This is a genomic window from Halococcus salifodinae DSM 8989 (genome assembly GCF_000336935.1).
GTDB lineage: Archaea > Halobacteriota > Halobacteria > Halobacteriales > Halococcaceae > Halococcus > Halococcus salifodinae.
Window position 1 is genome coordinate 1 of the sequence record NZ_AOME01000050.1, and the last position, 18,912, is coordinate 18,912.

The following is an 18,912-nucleotide window of genomic DNA, read 5'->3' on the forward strand; positions in this document are numbered from 1 at the left end:
TTTGCGTCATGGCTAACTCAAGTCTCCCGCTTCAGCGCCTTTGATTTAGCGACCCATCCTGCCGCCGTCTAGTGATTCAACACAGCCGACTGAAGATATCCCACAAGACCTCAAACCGACACCCGGGCCAGATCTGGAGGCGTTTCGGCAGATTTTGATGGGGGTTCTCTTGGCCGCGACGACTCCCCTGTTTTGGGAAATGGGTGTCGCGATGGACCCACATGTCGTCGAGTTGTGGCAGCAGTGGCTTCCCGTTGCTCCCTTCGGACAGTTCTTCCCATCAGTTCTGCCCCAATTCATGGCATCGACTCTGTATCCACCCCTGGTGAGTGGAGGAGGGGGCAGTGTAGGTGTGCTGATCGCCTTTGTTGCACCGGTAGGATTCGGAATTGGCGTTCTTTTTGTTGTTTTTGGAGCTGTCTGGACCGCGGCTGAATTCCTCCGCTCAGCGTCGAGGTCGTAGGTGGTTCCATATCGATAGCGGGGTGTGTCGCAGACGCCATGCGCTTTCTGAAATGTCGTGGTGGTTAGCGATTACCGAAACCAAGAAAAGATAAAAGGAGCGTACCCGTAGTCAATATATCATGCATCGCTCCGGTCATCTGGGGATTACGCTCATTTTTGCAGCTCCGGTCATCTTGGCCTTGGGGCTTCCTCTCGGAGTTACTGTCGCCGGAACGATGATCATCTTCACTGGCATTCCTGACAAAGATCAGAAACTCGATTTCCTCCCGGGGATCAACCACCGCGGCATCACGCACACGCTCTTGTTTGGGATACTCTGCGGAGCAGTCATGATGTATGGCACTTCGTATGCTACAGATCTATTCTGGACTGATCTCACAGGAATTCTCTCTGCTGATCTTGTGCCTCCGCGAGAGCAATTCACGGTCCTAATCGGTATCGGGGCTACCCTTGGAATCCTCTCACATATCCTTGGAGATGTGATCACCGTTGGAAGTAAACGATACGGAGTGGTAGTTACCCCATACTGGCCGATCAGCAGTCGTATCGTTCGGTTCGGTTGGTGCTACGCAAACAACAAAAAGTGGAATTTCGGATTTCTGACCCTCGGCATCCTGCTGAGCGGAGGGGCGCTGCTGCTTCGGCTACAGCCACAGGCGACTCGAATTTCGCCCGGTATAGCGTTCTGACTGACGATCGCTTTGACATTTTCTCCCTGCAAGACTGGAATCGGAGGATACCGCTAGCCTTCCGCTCCCAGATTCAAGCCTCATTTGGGAAATGAGTCGTCATCATCGAAGTTTATCTCCGGCAGAGGAGTGGCTCGTTCCGGATATCGTCAGCTTCTCTCCCCATCGCTTCGGCTTGTCGGCAGTCCAGAGCGGGCCTCCCGTCTTCCGCCACCGCTGTCGGCCTTCGCTGACCGGCCATGGGGGAGCTTTTCTCTCCCCCTCACGGTCATCATACCGTAGCTCTCCCAGGAGTTCCCGGATGTTGTTTCACTATTGGCGAACATCAGACCATTCACCGGAAACATTACAGCACACCTAATCCTACCCACAACATGTCTACGGGTGTCGAAAATCCCGGAATTGACGCCGCACAAACGTTCGTCGAGTATTTCGTTATCGAAGACGAGGACGGCAGCATCCTCAGAGACGACCTCTACTACGCATATGTCGTTTGGGCAGCTCAGCGTGGCCACGAGACCGTCTCAGAGCAACAATTCTTCGAACTACTCGCCGAACAGGTTTCGTTCAAAACGACTGCCATAACTGCGAATATGGAGTGGGTCCAGCGCTTCGATGGACTTGCGATCTCGCTCGTCGACGCCTTTTGACGCGACAGATTCAGCAGCGGTTCCTGCTGAGGGCTGGGACGCGGGTGGATACAGATACTGTCGATTCGGTTGCCTCAAACTTCACGAATACACTCCGAAGACGGGGTGTTGGGATGCCTCTCGCCTGTTTTCTCTTCCTCTGAGTAGTGAGAGGGCACCACACCAGGAGACAGTTCGCGTCCTCTGGCCGCCCTTGTTCGTGATTTTCATGACACCAGATGAATCCGAGCGAAGTGATCAGCCTGCCCAGAGTGACCAATCCAACGGGTGCGAGCAGCCTACTGCCTCCGAGCGTGATCGGGTTCGTGACCGTGATCGTGAATACAGGGCAGAATCCGAAACGGGTCGCGAACCCGACTACGATACGTGCCCGGAGTGTGGTGGCCGACTCGAACACGACCCCGAACACGGTGAGCGTGCCTGTACTGAATGTGGACTCGTCGTCGACGAAGATGAAATCGATCTTGGTGCCGAGTGGACCGCCCACTCAGCCGAGGAACAACAGGAACGATCCCGTGTCGGATCGCCTGTTACGCCGACCATGCACGACAAGGGTCTCTCGACGGAAATCGACTGGCGTGACCAGGACGCGCGTGGGAACCCGCTCTCGACTCGGCAGCGCCGGAAGATGCAGCGCCTCCGAACGTGGCACAGTCGCTCACAGACCGACGGCACCCAAGAGCGCAACCTCCGGCACGGTCTCGGCGAGATCGACCGCATGGCGAGTGCGCTTGGGCTCCCGGCATCGATCCGCGAGACAGCAAGCGTGATCTACCGGCGGGTTATCGACGAGAATTTGCTTATTGGCCGGTCGGTCGAAAGCGTCTCCGCGGCAGCACTCTACGCTGCAACGCGACAATCCACCTCAGCGCGGTCACTCGACGGCATCGTCACGGTCGCCCGAATGGATAAGCAGTCGATCGGACGCACTTATCGATACATCAGTCGCGAGCTCGGCCTCGAAATCGAGCCGCCCGATCCAACGGACCATCTCCCTCGTCTGTGTTCAGTGCTCGATTTGTCTACCGAAATCGAACAACAGAGTCGTGAGCTGCTTGAGATAGCCATTGCAGCAGAAGCGATCAGCGGGAAGAACCCAGTCGGACTGGCCGCCGCTGCGGTCTACGCTGGGTCGCTCCTCTGTAAGGAGAAAGTCACGCAATCGTCCATCAGCGAGGTCGCCAGTGTCTCCAAAGTTACCATCCGCAATCGGTATCAAGAACTCCTCGATCTCCACGAACAAACCCAGCTGCGCGAGCGCTAATCACTCCCCGTATCACGATATTCCGGACCGTGCTTGTCCCCTTCTGCCAGTGCGTTTTTGTAGTGGTTGAGTCGTAAGACGAATTACAGCAATCCAGATCCGCACGAACACAGTCCCATTATGGTCGAAATCACCCAAACAGAACGCGAATCCGTCGAGTCCGAGACGACCGAGACCGAGCAGGCGACCGAAACATGTCCAGAGTGTGATGGTCGGCTCACCCACGACTCCGAACATGGCGAACGCGCCTGTAGCGAGTGTGGACTCGTCGTCGACGAAGACGAAATCGATCACGGCCCAGAATGGCGAGCTCATACGCAGAAAGAGCGCAACGAGAAGTCCCGTGTCGGTGCGCCCACAACCAATCTGATGCACGACAAGGGCCTCTCGACCAAGATCAGCTGGCAGGACAAAGACGCCTACGGCAACACGCTGAGTTCGCAAAAACGCCAGCAGATGCAGCGCCTCCGAACGTGGGACGAACGCTTTCGGACACGCAATCCCAAAGAACGCAGCCTCAAGCAAGCGCTCAGTGAAATCGAGCGGATGTCGAGTGCACTGGGACTGCCAAAATCCGTGCGTGAGACCGCAGGGGTGATCTACCGCCGTGCGCTCGAAGAGAACTTGCTTCCTGGCCGTTCTGTCGAAGGGGTCTCGACTGCCGCTCTGCATATTGCATCCCGGCAGGCCAATATCCCCCGATCACTCGACACCCTCACCGAAGTGTCACGGATTGGAAAACTCCCGATCACACGAACATACCAATATGTTGCTCGCGAGCTCGAGATCAACCTGCCGCCAGCAGACCCACTGGAGTATCTTCCGCGATTCGTGTCTGCTCTCGATCGATCCGACGAGGTCGAACGCCGAAGTCGCGAGCTGCTCGAAACAGTCAGCGAGGATGAGCCGAGCTATCTGAGCGGGAAAAATCCAGTCGGGCTGGCCGCCGCTGCGGTCTACGCTGGGTCGCTCCTCTGTAATGAGAAGGTCACACAGAAGGCCGTCGGCGAGGTCGCTGATATCTCTGAGGTCACGATCCGGAATCGATACAAGGAACTCCTCGAATTCCAGGATGACGTGCCAACACCATAGTTCGCCTGCCGAACAGCCCGGGCAGAGCTCAGCTGCTCACTGACAGGTAACTTGGTAGTAGTCAGTGAACTTTACATAATCTCCGTTCGAGAGCACGCTCTCAGGACATACAGACTCCTTAGCTGAGGTATCTTCGATCAGTTTCGGGAACTGTGCTTTGAATCCCTCATTCAGCTCGTCGTAATGGAAAATAGCCGCGTCGTCTGGGACGCTTTCCGTCTTTTCGACGTGGACTGTGCTCTTCATGGCTCCACCCACAGTGTTATTTTATATCATGGTAAATTTTAGCATTGGCGTAGTCTTTGCCACCCCACTCTCTCAAACTATTCGAAACTCCGCGTATACGATAGTTAGAAATATGACTGGTTCAGAGCAACGTTCAAATGGGATGGCGAAATACCTGTAAATGGAGTTTGACCCATGAGCGAAAATAACGAAAACTCCGAGCGCGAACATCCCGACCCAGGAGAGCTGAGAGACGAGATCACGGCCGAAGACTTCCCCTCCACCCCCGAAGAGATAGGTCTCGAACTGGATGGCATTCCTCCAGAGTTCAAGGAAGAGGAGGAACAGCCAGTCCGTGACGAGCCAGATGCAATCCTCGAAGAGAACCACGATCGCTGTCAGCCGGACCTGACCGACGTCATGAGTGGAGAATCGAGTCGGCTCCAGGATGGCAGTGGTCTGGACTGGCACGAACCACGCTCGCTCTACTGAGCAATTTTCCCTCCAACAGCCGATTTCAGCGCCCGGTCACGCACCCCCGTTCCCGTCTTTGAGTTGCGGATCCGAACGACACCCAGAGTGAGATGGATACACGAAATCGATATCGATGAGTGACGCAGAAGCTGGCACAGAAACCACGGACAGTCCTGCCAACAAAGAAGAGGCTCATGCTGGGCTCAGCAAGGGTTCGCCAAATCAAACAGGGTACTCGTCCAACGGCCCCGCGACAGACTGGCGGACGTACTTTCCCTACGAACAGCCCCGCAGTGCCCAGGTCGATGGCATCGAGAACGTCATCGAAACCGCCTCAGATCGAGGATACACCCTCCTCGAAGGGGCCTGTGGGACCGGCAAAACACTCGTCGCCCTGTGTGGTGGAATCCAGCTCGTTCGTGATCCGGACTCCCCCTACGAACGGTTGTTCTGTGTTACTCCAGTCAAGCAGCAGCTCCAAGCATTCGAGGACGACCTCCGGGCAATCAACCGTGCGCTCGACGATCGCGAGAACGATAGCGGCAACGGTAGCGACAACGACAGCGATATCGAGCCGGTGAGCGGGCTCACGCTGGTCGGCAAGGCTGATATCTGCTCGTACACCAACACGGACCGTATCGACGATCGAGTAATCTACGGTAAGTGCGAGGACCTCCGCGAACCCGTCCGCCGGGCTGCTCGATATGCTGACGACGGCCAGCGTGCGGTTCGCGAACTCGCCAACGACGCACGTCTCGATTCGCACAACACGAATACCAATACTACTACTCAGCAGCCCGTCGCAACCAACGACTGGACATCGCCCTACGCTCGACAGTTTCCCGAAACCGACCAAAGCGATACTTCGTACTGTCCATTCTACGCGAAATATCGCGCCGAGACGTTCGACGAGGATGACGGTGGCTACACACCAGAAGGGATGCTCACGCCCGACGACCTCGTTGCACAGGCCAGCAACGCAGGTCTCTGTCCCCATGCCGTGATGAGCGACAGCCTCCAGAACGCCGAGGTCCTCATCGGCAACTACTACCATCTCTTCGATCCGACGACGCTCGCCGCCATGACCGGCGAGCTGATCGACGACCAGACGCTGGTCGTCTGCGACGAGGCGCATATGCTCATTCCACGGGTGCGCGACCTGCTTTCAGATACTCTTACCCGTTCGACACTCTCCAATGCTATCTCCGAGATCGAAAATCGCGTCCTCGAACAGGATCAGCCGGGTGTCGACCGCATCCTCCGGCAAACACTCGCTGAGGAAGGCGTCCGTGAGGATGACCTCCGATCGTTCATCGAATTTCTCCACGAGGCGAAGTTCTTCCTCGAAGAGCAGGCCGTTGACGCGCTCGATGGCGAAGACTCCAACTGGGAACGGACAGACATGGCGGAGCTGCCCGACGAGATTCAGCATCCGTTGCGGAGTCCCACGACACCGCAACCAGACCGCTTCTCGAAGTGGGTCGCCGACAACGGCTACACGAACATCCTACGGGATGCAAGCCACATCGGCACCGCAGTCACGACAGCGCTCCGCGAAGCCTCGAATCGACATTCAGGGTTCGAGTGTGCGAAAACGTTCTCCGACACCGTCGGACAGGTATTCGGGCGGTGGGTCGAATGCGGTCACGAGCAGTATTTCCGATCGATCGAGCTTCAGCAACGCGCCAACCGCGATCCATCGGCGGATCTCGCGTGGAACAAAGAGTACACCGCACAGTTTCAGATGCACAATTGCCTGCCAGCCACCGAAATTGCCGGCCGGCTGGGCGAATTCGGCGGCGGCCTCCTGATGTCAGCAACGCTGGAGCCGCTTGATGTTTACCAGCGTTCGGTGGGACTCGGCCAACTCGAAGCGGAAGGACGGCCGATCCAGGAGCTGACCTACGGGCTGCCGTTCCCGAACGAAAATCGTGCTTCGTTTGCCGTCGATCTCGAAAAATTCACCTACAAGAACCGTGGCGGGACAGACGGTCGGTGGCGCGATCCCAGCCAGGACGCACTCCGCGAGCACTACGCTGAGGTCATCCAGAGCGTAGCGAAGACGACGCCGGGAAATGTCCTCGTGGCGATGCCGTCATATGCAGAGGGTGAGTGGATTGCGAGCGTCCTCCGACAGACGGGGGGTATCCGGAAAGAAATTCTCGTCGACGAGAGTTCGGCCAATGAGGTGACTGACGAGCTGAAAGACGAGTTCTTCGCTGGCGGCGACAAACTGCTGGTCACTTCACTTCGGGGGACGCTCACCGAGGGTGTCGACTACGACGGTGATCGACTCGCGGCGTGTGTCGTCTGTGGTGTGCCGATCACGAACATCAACGGGCCAGTACCGAAGGCAATCAAGACCGCCTACGAACGCGAATTCGGCCAGAACAACGGGTTTGACTACGCCTTCACCGTCCCAGCGGTCCGGAAAGCACGGCAGGCGCTCGGTCGAGTGATTCGCGGTCACGACGAGGTTGGTGTACGTGTGGCTGCCGACCGCCGGTACGCATCGCGCCATCAGTGGGACGACGTTCGCGAGTATCTGCCCCAGTACGAACGGGAGGATTACACGCCGGTGGAGCGCACCGATCTCGGTGGGCAGTTGGAAGCGTTCTGGAATGAGAGTTAGCCGAAATATTCGTACTTTCCACCGTTACAGAATGGCTACCTGTTGAAATCGGTGTGCAAGACTTAGAGGCTATGTTCATCACGGTACTCAACCCGAACCGTTCAGCTTATTGGATATCCATTATGTTGCCAGTTCGTTCATTCCGAGATTGCCAAAGTTAGTGGATTGGCTCCTCTCTATCCAATGAGGATGGCTTCACATCTGAAGCATCGAACTCGTCGTACCGCTCTGCGAGGTCTTTGATACTCCGAAAGAGATGCGATGGGGCGTTTGGTGCGACAACGATCTCGTTAATTAGCTCCCCCCGATCTATATCAACATAGTCGCCTGGAGGGTATTTATATTCAAAATCTCCCGCTCTTGCCGAATCTAGTGAAACACGTTGAGGGCGAAGCAGTCAACGAGGCCGTGTAGCGGTGCTCCGACGAGGTTCAACGTCCGTACNCGCTCTTGCCGAATCTAGTGAAACACGTTGAGGGCGAAGCAGTCAACGAGGCCGTGTAGCGGTGCTCCGACGAGGTTCAACGTCCGTACGAACCCGTAGGTTCGGACGGACTGTTCCAATCCTGGTTTGGAGAGACCACGGAACTTCTCCAGCCACGGCTGGATCAACGACCAGAGGCATTCGACTTGATTTGTGTGGACGCCTTCGTCTGAGACGTACTTATCGTCGTGAACAACGGTTCGATGCTCGTGGTTCATCTGCTGATACGCGGGAAGTTCGTCGGTCCAGATCTCTCCCAGCGGCTGGGAGAGATCGCCTGCTTCCTCGATCACTGGCCCGAGATTCTCGTCGTATTTTGATCCTTCTTCGGCTGAGATCACCCGAAGCACGTCGCGGCTCGCCGCGACGAGCGTGAGTTTGTCGCCCGGTGCTCCCTCCCAGCGTGATCGGCCCGGTTCCCCAGAACCGCCGCGGGAGAGACCATCCCGCGGCGGCGATTGACCTTTGTAGCCCGAACACTTCGAGCCGGTTTCATCGATCTGTGTTGGTCCCTCAACGGTGTGCTGGATGCGCTCCCAGACGAGGGGAAAGCCGCGTTCGAACGCGGCTTCCCCATCACGGAGTTGCGCATGGATTGTGTCGTAGCAGGAATCGAATAGCTGGGCGATCTGGTTGATGCTGAGCAAGGTATCAGCGTAGAGAATGAAGATGAGAAGGAGTTCACCGGGTGTAAGACCGGTGTTTGCGAACGGCGTGTTTCGGGTGTATGTGAAGCTATAGCGGCAGTTACGACACCAGACTCGGGGACTGCTGTCCCGAGTCTGGAGAGCTGTTTCTCCACACTTGGGACAGGGAGCCTGCTCCCACGCACGCTTGCAGCGCCGCTCGACGATGGCGTCGAGCGGATCGGGGCGGAACACTATTGCTTGGCGCTCAACAACTTCCTGGAGCATCCCGCCGAAAGCTGTCTGTTGGTGCACATCCACTAGCATACGGCGGGATGCTGTAGTTCCTCCGCGACTGTTTCACCAGACTCGGCAAGAGCGNCCGAAAGCTGTCTGTTGGTGCACATCCACTAGCATACGGCGGGATGCTGTAGTTCCTCCGCGACTGTTTCACCAGACTCGGCAAGAGCGGTCTCAATAGCACCACCATCACGACGGCGATGGGGTAGGTTCAACTACGTGGACGTTCGTCGTCGTGGCATGCAGGTCACGCGCCGATACTGGGGGGTCGCCGCGACGAGCCTTCTGCTCGCCGCCCTCGCGGTTGCGTTCGCCCGCCCACTGTTGTTGGTGGGTGCGGCGAGCCTCGGTGCGTGGCTACTCGGCCGTCAGTACCTGTTCGTCCGGACGCTCTCGGAAACGGTGAACACGATGACGATCGAGCAGTTTCCCGCCCAGGATCGAGTCGTCGCGGGCACCGAGACGCCGGTCACACTCGCGGCGTCGTTCGCCCGCCCCGTCCCGCTGGTGATCGATATCGAGATCGGCCTGCCGGTCAGTGCGACCGGCACGGACGCCGAAGAGCGCACGCTCGATATCACGCCCGGTGACGAACGGGCCGACAGAACGGTGACGGCCCACTGGGCGGTCGCCGGCTCGTACGAGCTTCCACAGCCAACGCTCACGCTCGGGGATGCGGATGGACTGTTCGTCGAACAGCTGTCGCGTGGGCCGACACCATCGATCGTCATCGAGCCGCAGGGACCGCGGAACGTCCACGTCGGCGAGGGTGGCGAACAGCTCATGGCGGCGTACGGCCAGCGGCAGAGCGGTCGCCGGGACGTCGGGCTCGATCCGGGCGAGCTTCGCGAGTACGTCCCCGGTGACACGGCCGACCGCATCGACTGGAACGCGACGGCACGGCTGAACGAACCGCACGTCCGTGAGTACGAGATCGAGACCAATCGGACGACGGCACTGCTCGTCGATCACCGCGCGACGATGGCCGACGGGCCAACCGGTGAGACGAAACTCGACTACGCCAGACAGGTCGCCTTGACGTTCATCGACAACGTCGACGAGTTCGACGACCCGCTCGCCTACTACGCCGTCGGCGACAGCGGCATCACCGAGCGCCGCCCCCCGACGGCCGGTCGCTACGACGACGTCAAGCGGCGACTCCGTGCGCTCGAACCGACCGCCGGTGACACGGTCGCACCCGAACGCGACGATCCCGCCACAAAGCGCCATACCCAACTCTCCGGCCGGAGTAGCTTCGAGGCGACCCTCGCCCCGTATCTCGAATCGACCTCGACGTACGTCGAGCGCATCGAGGGCGATCCGTTGTTCGAGACCGCACGCACCAGCCTCGCAGGGGTGTCCGGGACGGTCTGGACGGTGATCTTCACCGACGATAGCAATCGTGCCGAGCTCCGCGAGACGGTCTCGCTCGCTCGGCGCGGCGACGGGCGCGTGCTCGTCTTCCTCACGCCGACGGCGCTGTTCGAACCGGGCGGGCTTGTCGATCTCGAGACCGCCTACGAGCGCTACCGACAGTTCGAATCGTTCCGGCGTGATCTCGCCCGTCTCAGACGCGTCTCCGCGTTCGAGATCGGCCCGCGCGACCGACTCGATGCAGTGCTTGCAAGCGGGAGCCAGCGCAGCCGCTCGGCGAACGCGCGGTGAGGATCGCCGAAGCGAGGTGGCGGATGGGCGAGCACGAACGCCGAACGGCCGCGGGAGATACCTGCGCGTTTTTAGTGGTGGGCACTCGTCGGGTGTGTATGGCGACCCGTCGACGCCAACGATTTATCTACGCTCAGACGGCCTGGATGCTCGCCACCGTCGTCGGGTTGGCGCTGCTCGGAGCGCTCTCGCTGGAGCTGTTTTTCGTCGTCTCGCTCATCGGCTTCCTGGTCGTCGTCGAACTCACCGCGCCGTTTTCGGTGACACCGGAGTGGCGTTCGCGGCTGCGATGGATCGTCCTCGTCGGATTGGTCGGCTTCGGCTACATCGTCGTCCGCCGGATTCTCGCGATCTTGCCGGATGGAGTGCTCTGATGGGGTTGCGAGAGCGCTTCGACGTCGGCTATCCACAGCTCGTGCTCGTGGCGCTGACGGTCGTCACGGTCGTCGGTATCGTGCTCGCGGCAAGCACGTCGAGTGCGGCGTTTGGCTCGTACAACGACGCGTGGGACGGGGCCTCCGAGCTTCGCGAGCAGGCAGAGACTGTCGGTGCCGACGGAGAGATCGTCCGGAGCACGGATCGATACGCGAACGCGTCGCCGACGGGAACGGTCGCGGTCGTCCTCTCGCCCGAAAGCGGCTACGGCCCACGCGAGACCGATCGACTCCGCTCGTTCGTTCGCGACGGAGGCACACTGCTCGTGGCCGAGGACTTCGGCCAGCACACGAACCCGCTTCTCGATGCAGTGGGCGCACAGGCGCGTGTGACCGGACAGCTGTTGCGCGACGAGCAGTACAACTACCAGTCGACGGCACTGCCGATCGCACGCAACATCTCGAACGCGACGGTGATGGGGGGGGTCGACGGACTCACACTCAACCACGGCTCGCCCGTTAGTCCGAACGGGGCAACGGTGCTGGCGAGCACCTCAGCGGTGGCCTACGTAGATACGAATCGAAACGCCGATCTCGACGACCAGGATCGAATCGGGAGCGCCCCGGTCGCGACAAGCGAATCCATCGGCGACGGGCACGTGATCGTCGTCGGTGATCCGAGCCTGTTCATCAACACGATGCTCGACCGCTCTGGCAATCGCGCGTTCGTTCGCTCCGTGTTCGGTGCGCACGAGCGGGTCCTGCTGGACTACTCACACGCGAGCGGACTGCCACCGCTGTCGGTCGCGCTGTTAGTCGTCAGGGACGCGCCCCTCCTCCAGATCGCCCTCGGGGGGCTCGCCATCGGTGCCATCGGCCTCTGGACACGTCGTCCCGGTATCGTCGGGCGACTTACTGAGCGCATGGGCTCAACCGAGGAACAGTCGTTGACTGCCCGACCCGAGGGACTGGCGGCGATCGTTCGCGAGCGCCATCCCGACTGGGACGACGAACGGACCGAGCGTGTCATACAAGGGATTATGACTCGTCGGGATGAGTAACGCAACGATGACCGCCCCGGACGAAATTCACGCCACGCTGAGCGCGGAGATCGATGCGGTGCTCATCGGCAAGGAGGAGCTGGTCGAGGGGCTCACGATCGCCGTGTTGACTCGGGGACACGTGCTGCTCGAAGGCGTGCCGGGCGTCGCGAAAACCACCCTCGCACGGCTGTTTGCCCGGGCGAGCGGGCTGGATCACACTCGAATCCAGATGACGCCCGACGTGCTGCCGGCGGACGTCACCGGGACGCACGTCTACCGCGAGTCGACCGGGGAGTTCGAACTCCAGCGCGGACCGGTGTTCGCGAACCTGGTCGTCGCCGACGAGATCAACCGAGCGACCCCGAAAACCCAGAGCGCGCTGCTGGAGGCGATGCAGGAACGGCAGGTCACGATCGGTGGTGAAACCCTCGCCCTGCCCGAGCCGTTCATGCTCATTGCGACCCAGAACCCGATCGAGATGGAGGGCACCTTCGAGCTCCCGGAAGCACAGCGCGACCGCTTCCAGCTCAAGCTCACGGCCGAGCTGCCCGATCGCGACGAGGGACGACAGCTCCTCGATCGGTTCGACGACGATCCCGACCTCGGGCCCGAGGCCATCGAACAGGTCGTCACCACCGAGGAGCTGCTCGCGGCGCGTGCCGTGGTCGCCGAGGTGTACGTCGACGACGCGGTGAAGGAGTACGTGCTCGATCTCGTGGCTGCGACGCGCGAGAACCCGAACGTCGAGTACGGCGCGTCACCGCGCGCCGCGCTCGCTTTCCTCGATACGGCGAAAGCCCGCGCAGCTATCCACGGCCGCGAGTACGTCATCCCGGACGACGTGAAGAGCCTGATCGAGCCGGTCCTCGTCCACCGGCTGGTGTTGAGTACCGACGCATCCCTGGGCGATGTCTCGGTCGCGGACGTGCTGGGTGAGATAGAGGACGGCGTCAAACCACCGGGCAGCGACCACACCCCGGCGGAACGCACGGCAGTACACGACGGTGGGAACTTAGTCGAAGACGAATGACGTGGGTGCCTCCCACGTACACGTCACGAGGTAGTCGGCGCGATCGCCGTCGGCCGTCGTAGTATCGACGGATACCGCTTGGTCCAGTCCGACCGCGAACCCGACGCCGAGAAACGACGCCACGGGATGGTCGATTCGGTCGACCGCGCCGTAGGCGCTGCCGTCGATGGCGATCGTGACCCGTCCACCCTCGTCGTGACGGTCGACCGTCGCGCTTCGGGCCAGCTCGAACTGTTCGACGAGGCCGTCGCCGAGCTGTGCCGCGAGCGTTCCGGCCTCCTCGGCGAGCGCTCCCGACAGCGATTGGCGGAACTCGGCGAACAGCGGGCCACCGCTCGGATGGAGGGCGACGCCCCGCTCGGCCTCGTCGTCGGGGAGAACGAACACCGAGTCGAGCGCCGATGGGCTCGGAAGCTCGTGGTCGGCCTGTTGTGGCACGAACAGTCGTACCGAGACACCATCCGCCGTGTCGGGACCGGGAAGGTAGAGTCGATCGTCTTGGAGCCCGAGTTCCGCTACGAGTGCCGTCTCGGTCCTTGCGAGCGATCCGTAGATACCCTCGCCGACCGACGCCGCGATGAACTGCTCCGGGGTGAGATAGCGGGTCAACGCGGCCGCGAAGAGTCCGGTGCCGCCGAGCGCGAACAGCACCGTTCGGGCGTCGGGAAGGAACACGCCGCCGAGCGCCGCAATCGTCCCGACCGCCGCCAGCGCGAGTGCCGTTCGGCGATACTGAGTTCGGCGTGCCCGTGCGTACTCCTCGCGGAGGCGCTGGTTTTCCTCCTGAAGTACCTCGATCCGCGCGGTGAGTTCTGCGTCCTCGCTGGTCTCCGTCTCGTCGGGCCGGCGTTGCTGTGTCGTGCTCTCACTCATGGCGTTTCGACCAGCCCCAGATGCACTCGCTCGTATCGGTGCAGCCCGTACGCGACGAACGCAGTGCCGGCGACGATCACGCTCGCACCGATCCAGATCGTCGCGCTCGATCGAAGCGCCAGCCAGCCACTGCCGCCGATCGCGACACCGGCGACGAGCGAAGCGGTGAGCAGTCGTCCCGTGTCGTGGTGATCGACGGCGCTGCTGAACAGGACACAGAGCAGCCCGATTTCGGCGAGGACGAGGACCACGGGACTTCCACTGGGTGGGTAGAGCGCGGCAAGCACGATCTGGCCGGTCGCAAACGCTGCCGTCGTCGAGACGAGAAACTGTGCGCTCCCGATGCCGACTGCCACGAGAACGCCCACCGGCCCAACCACGAGACCGAGCGCTGCGGTTGCGACGACTGTCCCGAGCGTCGCGAGAACCTTACGAACGGTCGAGTGGTCGCCGAAATCGGATCGTCGTGTAGCGACAGTCATATTGTGGTATAGAAGTTGATATTACGACTGATATCAGTCTTTCACGACGATGAATCGCGATAACCGGCCTTATCTTTTCTCCTTTGCAGTAGCTGAACGGGAGGCTATCAAACAGGAGTTGTTTTGCGAACAACTCCCGTGATGATGGATTTTCGCGGCGGGCGCGTTCGGGACTATGTCTTTCGGTGGTGGGTTGCGGCCTCTGAGTCAATTCCCGGGTCGCCATCCCGGGCACAGCGCCCGCCGGCAGCGCCAAACGCGCTCGCTACCACGATCCGGTAGAGAGGGAGGGTTGTGGGTGAGCACTCCCAACCATCTCAGACTCTCCCGGTTGTGCGTGCTGGTTGCACACTCGTAGTTCTTTTGGCGTGGAAGTGTCTCGAGACCTGATTCCGAGGCAGTTTCGTGTGCTGAGGGAGAGATCACACGGACTACAACGCCGCAAAGAACATCGAGCTGAAACACCTTTGCAACCAAACAGGAGGCAAAGGAGACGCACCCGTAGGCGTGCGCTTGAACAACATCCTACTGAACACGAACGGGCTCACATTCGAATCTGCTGGTTCGGGCTGAGTGAGAATCCACAGTTAATGCCACGGTCTTCAGATTGTGGTAGCTTACTGAGAAGCGGATGACCGCGCTCCGGCAAGGGCTCGTCTAACCGATAGCACACCAGGACCACTCAACGCAAGGCCAAGTGCGCTGAGCGTGAGGACGAGCGTGTATTCGTACCCACCGTCCGACACGACGAAACCGTTGGGAAGGTGCACCAAGACTGTTGCCACGGCCATATCGACGGCAAGCAAAGCGGCGACGAGACGAGTGAACAGCCCGATCAACAGCAATCCCCCACCGACCAGTTCGAGTACTCCGATGCCCCAGGCGGCGACGGTCGGCAGCGGAACGCCGAGCTGGGCAAGCGTTCCGGCGAATGCGTCGATGCCGGATGCTTTCGGCCCCATCGCAAACACTTTCCCGATCCCGGACACCACGAAGATGATCCCCAGCGCGAGTCGGCTGAACGCCAGGCCTACGGATTCGCCGGACCACCTGGTTCCGTTTTGCGTCGCCATACCTCGACTTGCGAGCGAGTGCAAAATAGGGTTGTCTTCTTATCCTCCTGTGTTGTTGGCAGTGTGTGAGCTACCTTGTTGTACTCCGATCGGACGTTTCTTGTCTGTTGAACGCGTGGCTTCTTGGTTCGGTGTCGGAACGGATACCAACGTGGGACAGACGCTATCCCGTCAGAAACATCACCCGACCGAGATCGTTACAATAGCCCTGGTGGCTGTGTTGGACCGTAGCGCAGCCCGATGTAGACGATCCCGAAGATGGTCGCGTTGTAGGCTCCGTGGATGATCGACGGGACGACGAGGTTGTCGGTGAGCTCGTAGGTCACGCCGAAGACGAGCGCGGGGACGAACAGCAGCGAGATCGTGGCTGCGAGTGCCTGGTACGATCCGGTGAGCGCGAGGATGTGCGCCGGGGCGAACGTCGCGCTCGCGAGTACGACCGCCCCGACCGGGCCGAACGACTCCCGGAGCCGCCCCTGGATAATTCCTCGAAAGAGGAGCTCCTCGCCCGGACCGATCACCAGCAGCGAGAGCGGGATGAGCCAGATCAGGGTTCCCGGGTCCTGGAGCGCGGCCTGGTCTGTTCGACTCGCAGTCGGGACGCCGAGGTTGACGACGATCAACAGCAGCGCGAACACCAGCGCGAACACCAGCACGTAGCCGCTCACGATCCAGAGGATATCACGGAGCGTCGGCAGGCGTGCCTTCACGAACGAAAGCGACAGCCCGCGCAGCCGGAGATAGCCGAACGCGGTCAGCGGGAAGGCGACACCTTGCAGGAGAATCGTGCTCAGAACGAATCCCGCAGTGAGCGAGAACTCGATGCCGAGCAGCCCAGCCGCGTTCCCCACCACGAAGCCGAACGGCACCGCCACCAGAAAGCCTGCCACGGTGATCGCCGCGCCGACACCGACGGCGCGAAGCCGGCCCCACGTCCCATCCATCCCGACCGTCGTGCTCATGCCTGATCGTCGGACGGCGGGACGCAAAAACCCCACCACTGTAGTGCGTTCGCACGGCAGTCGACTGCTGGTGAGATGGCCAAACGCCGACGACCAAATCAGGTTACCCGAACTCCGCAAGCTGGGACTGGACGCCCGCCGCCATCGAGGACTTCCGACGGAGGCGCGCGAGCGAGACCGGAAGTCTGGGAGCGAGCTCCCGGAGCGCCGCCCCGAACGACTGGGCCGTGCCCGGTTCGTCCCCGAAGGCGTTCCTGACGGATTCGCGCACCTGCCAGACACCGGTGGGTCCCCAGTAGTCGGGCGTGACGTGCCGACAGACGAGCACCGAGGCCTGCCGGTCGCGTTCGTCCAGATGCTCGAGCACGCCGAGCCGCGCGGCGTAGTACGCGCCCGCGGTCTCCTCCACATAGGAAGTCCGGCCGTCGTAGCCCTCACGGTCGGCGGCGATCCACATTCCTCGATCGGGATCGGGGTTCCAGACGCTACCGGGGGCTTTGAACTCCACCAGCTCGAACTCCCAGCTGCCTGGCGCGAGCACGATCCAGAACTTGTTCCCGAGATACTCGTTGTAGTACACCTCGGTCTTGTCGACCGAACTCGCGTTCCGGAGCCCGCCCCTGAGGAACTTCCCGACGGTGTCGTCGACCGCGGTGATCGACCATCGCGTGGGGACGAGCCGCCGGTTGTCTCCCTCGCCGAGCGCGCCCGCAGACAGAATGGTGTTGATGTCGTAGACGTCGAACCCTCGGTTGTAGAGGTAGTTCATCGCGCCCGCCGCGCGCCAGTCGTCGTCTTCGAGGGTCTTCTTGACCGGTCGCGGGACGTGGGGGTTCTCGGTCAGCGTCGCGCTTTCGGCGTGGGCGCGCGGCCCGGTCGGCGAGGAGACATCCTGTTCAGAGACATCGAAATCCACGTCGAGCGGGCTATCCAGTCCGATTTCGACGTCCACAGGTCGATCGGCGATCGCGACCTCGCGCTGCGTACCCAAGAACCCGTTCCACGCGTCCGCGACGTTGCCCACCTCGGCGCGCTGGGTCGAGTTCACCAATCCTGTGCGGTGCTGGAAGACGTCCTCGATCGAGAAGTTCTGATCATACCAGTGCCCGCCGGTCTCGAAGTCGGCGGCGCGCTCCTCGTTGCCGACCGGCGAGAGGACGCCCGTCGAGACGTTCGGGTACGACGACCGACCGACGAAGATCGTGGGCGACGTGGAGCCGAGCAGCGCGTCGTCGGACACTCGGCGGTCGAACTCGTGTTCGACGTCTTCGAGGTAGTCGGTGATCGCGTAGGATTTTTGCTTCACCAGTTCGCGACGCTCTGCGGCCTCGTCACGTTCGATCTCCTCGAAATACTCGTCGAGCCGCATCGGATGAAGGGAGGATCTGCACCGGTTTAAACTCCCGCCGCCTGGCGAAACTGTTCGAGTGCGAGGCCTACCCGTGAATTCCCATCGCCTCGATCTGCTCTTGATATCGATTTCGAATGGTGACCTCGGTCACTTGGGCGACGTCCGCGACCTCGCGCTGGGTCTTCTTCTCGTTGCAGAGCAAGGAGGCGGCGTAGATCGCGGCGGCGGCGTAGCCAGTCGGGGATTTCCCCGAAAGCAGGCCCTTCTCGGCGGTAGTCTCGATGATGTCGTTGGCCTTCGACTGGACTTCCTCGGAGAGCGTGAGCTCCGAACAGAACCGAGGAACGTATTTTTTCGGGTCGACGGGGCGCATTTCGAGGCCGAGTTCCTGAGAGATATAGCGATACGTGCGGCCGATCTCTTTCCTATTTACGCGCGACACCTCGGAGATCTCTTCGAGACTTCGGGGGATGCCCTCCTTCCGACAGGCCGCGTACAGCGCCGAGGTCGCGACGCCCTCGATCGAGCGCCCGCGGATGAGGTCGTCGGAGAGCGCGCGCCGATAGATGACTGAGGCGACCTCCCGTACCGAGCGGGGGACGCCGAGCGCGCTCGCCATCCGGTCGATCTCCGAGAGCGCGAACTGGAGGTTTCGCTCGCCGGCGTCCTTGGTCCGGATGCGCTCCTGCCACTTTCGCAGCCGATGCATCTGGGAGCGTTTCTTCGAGGAGATCGATCGCCCGTACGCGTCCTTGTCCTTCCAGTCGATGGTCGTCGTTAGCCCCTTGTCGTGCATCGTCTGGGTGGTCGGCGCGCCCACACGCGACTTCTGCTGGCGTTCGGCGTGGTTGAACGCGCGCCACTCCGGACCAGGATCGATGTTCTCCTCCTCGACGACCAGGCCACAGTCGTCACAGACCAGTTCCCCGCGATCAGCGCTCTTGACTAAGTTCTCAGAATCACACTCGGGACAGTTCCGAACTCCCTCCGTCTCCCCCTCCCGTTCGTCCGCCTCGTTTTCGGTCTCGGCCTGCCGCTCCCGCTGACGAGTGGACCGTGTCATTGCACTTTTATAGTAGTATCGTACGAGGACATAAATCCTTGGGAGGGGGCGAACCGGTCGCTCCCCGCCGGCCGAGCGTACCGATCGCTCGCCGG

18 protein-coding genes are annotated in these 18,912 nt (G+C 61.0%); 10 read left to right on the top strand and 8 right to left on the bottom strand.

Annotated features, from left to right (window positions below):
• Positions 1-584 precede the first annotated feature (584 nt).
• The 4 genes from C450_RS06670 to C450_RS06685 all read left to right on the top strand — a co-directional run bounded on the left by C450_RS06670 (position 585) and on the right by C450_RS06685 (position 4,160).
• Entirely contained in the window at positions 585-1,154 is a 570-nt protein-coding gene (locus C450_RS06670) for a metal-dependent hydrolase (protein ID WP_005041818.1), read from the top strand.
• A gap of 374 nt (positions 1,155-1,528) precedes the next feature.
• The gene (locus C450_RS06675) at positions 1,529-1,804 is read left to right on the top strand and encodes a hypothetical protein (protein ID WP_005041821.1); all 276 of its coding nucleotides are present in this window, start codon (positions 1,529-1,531) and stop codon (positions 1,802-1,804) included.
• Positions 1,805-2,012: 208 nt separating this feature from the next.
• Positions 2,013-3,068, top strand: coding sequence for a transcription initiation factor IIB (locus C450_RS06680; protein ID WP_005041823.1), 1,056 nt, complete (start codon positions 2,013-2,015; stop codon positions 3,066-3,068).
• A gap of 120 nt (positions 3,069-3,188) precedes the next feature.
• Positions 3,189-4,160: a transcription initiation factor IIB gene (locus C450_RS06685; RefSeq protein WP_005041824.1), complete on the top strand. Its 972-nt coding sequence runs from the start codon at positions 3,189-3,191 to the stop codon at positions 4,158-4,160.
• Positions 4,161-4,196: 36 nt separating this feature from the next.
• On the opposite strand, the gene C450_RS06690 is transcribed toward C450_RS06685, so the two are convergent.
• Positions 4,197-4,406 (bottom strand): hypothetical protein, encoded by a 210-nt coding sequence (locus C450_RS06690; protein ID WP_005041826.1) that lies wholly within the window; start codon positions 4,404-4,406, stop codon positions 4,197-4,199.
• A gap of 174 nt (positions 4,407-4,580) precedes the next feature.
• On the opposite strand from C450_RS06690, the gene C450_RS06695 reads away from it, so the two are divergent.
• Positions 4,581-4,877 carry a hypothetical protein gene (locus tag C450_RS06695; protein WP_005041828.1) on the top strand — a complete coding sequence of 99 codons (297 nt, stop codon included), beginning with the start codon at positions 4,581-4,583 and terminating at the stop codon, positions 4,875-4,877.
• A 115-nt stretch (positions 4,878-4,992) separates the two neighbouring features.
• Positions 4,993-7,491 carry an ATP-dependent DNA helicase gene (locus tag C450_RS06700; protein ID WP_005041830.1) on the top strand — a complete coding sequence of 833 codons (2,499 nt, stop codon included), beginning with the start codon at positions 4,993-4,995 and terminating at the stop codon, positions 7,489-7,491.
• A 459-nt stretch (positions 7,492-7,950) separates the two neighbouring features.
• Here C450_RS06700 and C450_RS06705 read toward each other — a convergent pair whose 3' ends face one another.
• Positions 7,951-8,928: an IS1595 family transposase gene (locus C450_RS06705; RefSeq protein WP_114579650.1), complete on the bottom strand. Its 978-nt coding sequence runs from the start codon at positions 8,926-8,928 to the stop codon at positions 7,951-7,953.
• Positions 8,929-9,141: 213 nt separating this feature from the next.
• Between C450_RS06705 and C450_RS06710 the strand changes: the two genes are divergently transcribed.
• The 4 genes from C450_RS06710 to C450_RS06725 all read left to right on the top strand — a co-directional run bounded on the left by C450_RS06710 (position 9,142) and on the right by C450_RS06725 (position 13,013).
• On the top strand, positions 9,142-10,566 hold the full coding sequence (locus C450_RS06710; protein WP_005041835.1) for a DUF58 domain-containing protein: 1,425 nt from the start codon (positions 9,142-9,144) through the stop codon (positions 10,564-10,566).
• A gap of 98 nt (positions 10,567-10,664) precedes the next feature.
• Positions 10,665-10,940, top strand: coding sequence for a hypothetical protein (locus C450_RS06715; RefSeq protein ID WP_005041837.1), 276 nt, complete (start codon positions 10,665-10,667; stop codon positions 10,938-10,940).
• On the top strand, positions 10,940-12,001 hold the full coding sequence (locus C450_RS06720; RefSeq protein ID WP_005041840.1) for a DUF4350 domain-containing protein: 1,062 nt from the start codon (positions 10,940-10,942) through the stop codon (positions 11,999-12,001). The genes C450_RS06715 and C450_RS06720 overlap by 1 nt, the downstream gene beginning before the upstream one ends.
• A 7-nt stretch (positions 12,002-12,008) precedes the next feature.
• Positions 12,009-13,013, top strand: a complete 1,005-nt coding sequence (locus C450_RS06725) for an AAA family ATPase (RefSeq protein WP_005041843.1) — start codon at positions 12,009-12,011, stop codon at positions 13,011-13,013.
• Here the strand turns inward: C450_RS06725 and C450_RS06730 are convergent.
• The 6 genes from C450_RS06730 to C450_RS06755 all read right to left on the bottom strand — a co-directional run bounded on the left by C450_RS06730 (position 12,996) and on the right by C450_RS06755 (position 18,817).
• Complete coding sequence (locus C450_RS06730; protein ID WP_005041845.1) at positions 12,996-13,886, bottom strand: hypothetical protein; 891 nt, start codon at positions 13,884-13,886, stop codon at positions 12,996-12,998. The genes C450_RS06725 and C450_RS06730 overlap by 18 nt on opposite strands.
• A complete protein-coding gene (locus tag C450_RS06735; protein WP_005041847.1) occupies positions 13,883-14,368 on the bottom strand; it encodes a hypothetical protein in 486 nt (161 codons plus the stop codon). Before C450_RS06735 ends, C450_RS06730 begins: the two co-directional genes overlap by 4 nt.
• 617 nt (positions 14,369-14,985) lie before the next feature.
• Positions 14,986-15,441 (bottom strand): DoxX family protein, encoded by a 456-nt coding sequence (locus tag C450_RS06740; protein WP_005041848.1) that lies wholly within the window; start codon positions 15,439-15,441, stop codon positions 14,986-14,988.
• Positions 15,442-15,638: 197 nt separating this feature from the next.
• Positions 15,639-16,403 carry a CPBP family intramembrane glutamic endopeptidase gene (locus tag C450_RS06745; RefSeq protein WP_005041851.1) on the bottom strand — a complete coding sequence of 255 codons (765 nt, stop codon included), beginning with the start codon at positions 16,401-16,403 and terminating at the stop codon, positions 15,639-15,641.
• A gap of 103 nt (positions 16,404-16,506) precedes the next feature.
• A complete protein-coding gene (nreA, locus tag C450_RS06750) occupies positions 16,507-17,772 on the bottom strand; it encodes a DNA repair protein NreA (RefSeq protein WP_005041853.1) in 1,266 nt (421 codons plus the stop codon).
• A gap of 67 nt (positions 17,773-17,839) precedes the next feature.
• Positions 17,840-18,817: a transcription initiation factor IIB gene (locus tag C450_RS06755; RefSeq protein WP_005041854.1), complete on the bottom strand. Its 978-nt coding sequence runs from the start codon at positions 18,815-18,817 to the stop codon at positions 17,840-17,842.
• Positions 18,818-18,912 lie beyond the last annotated feature (95 nt).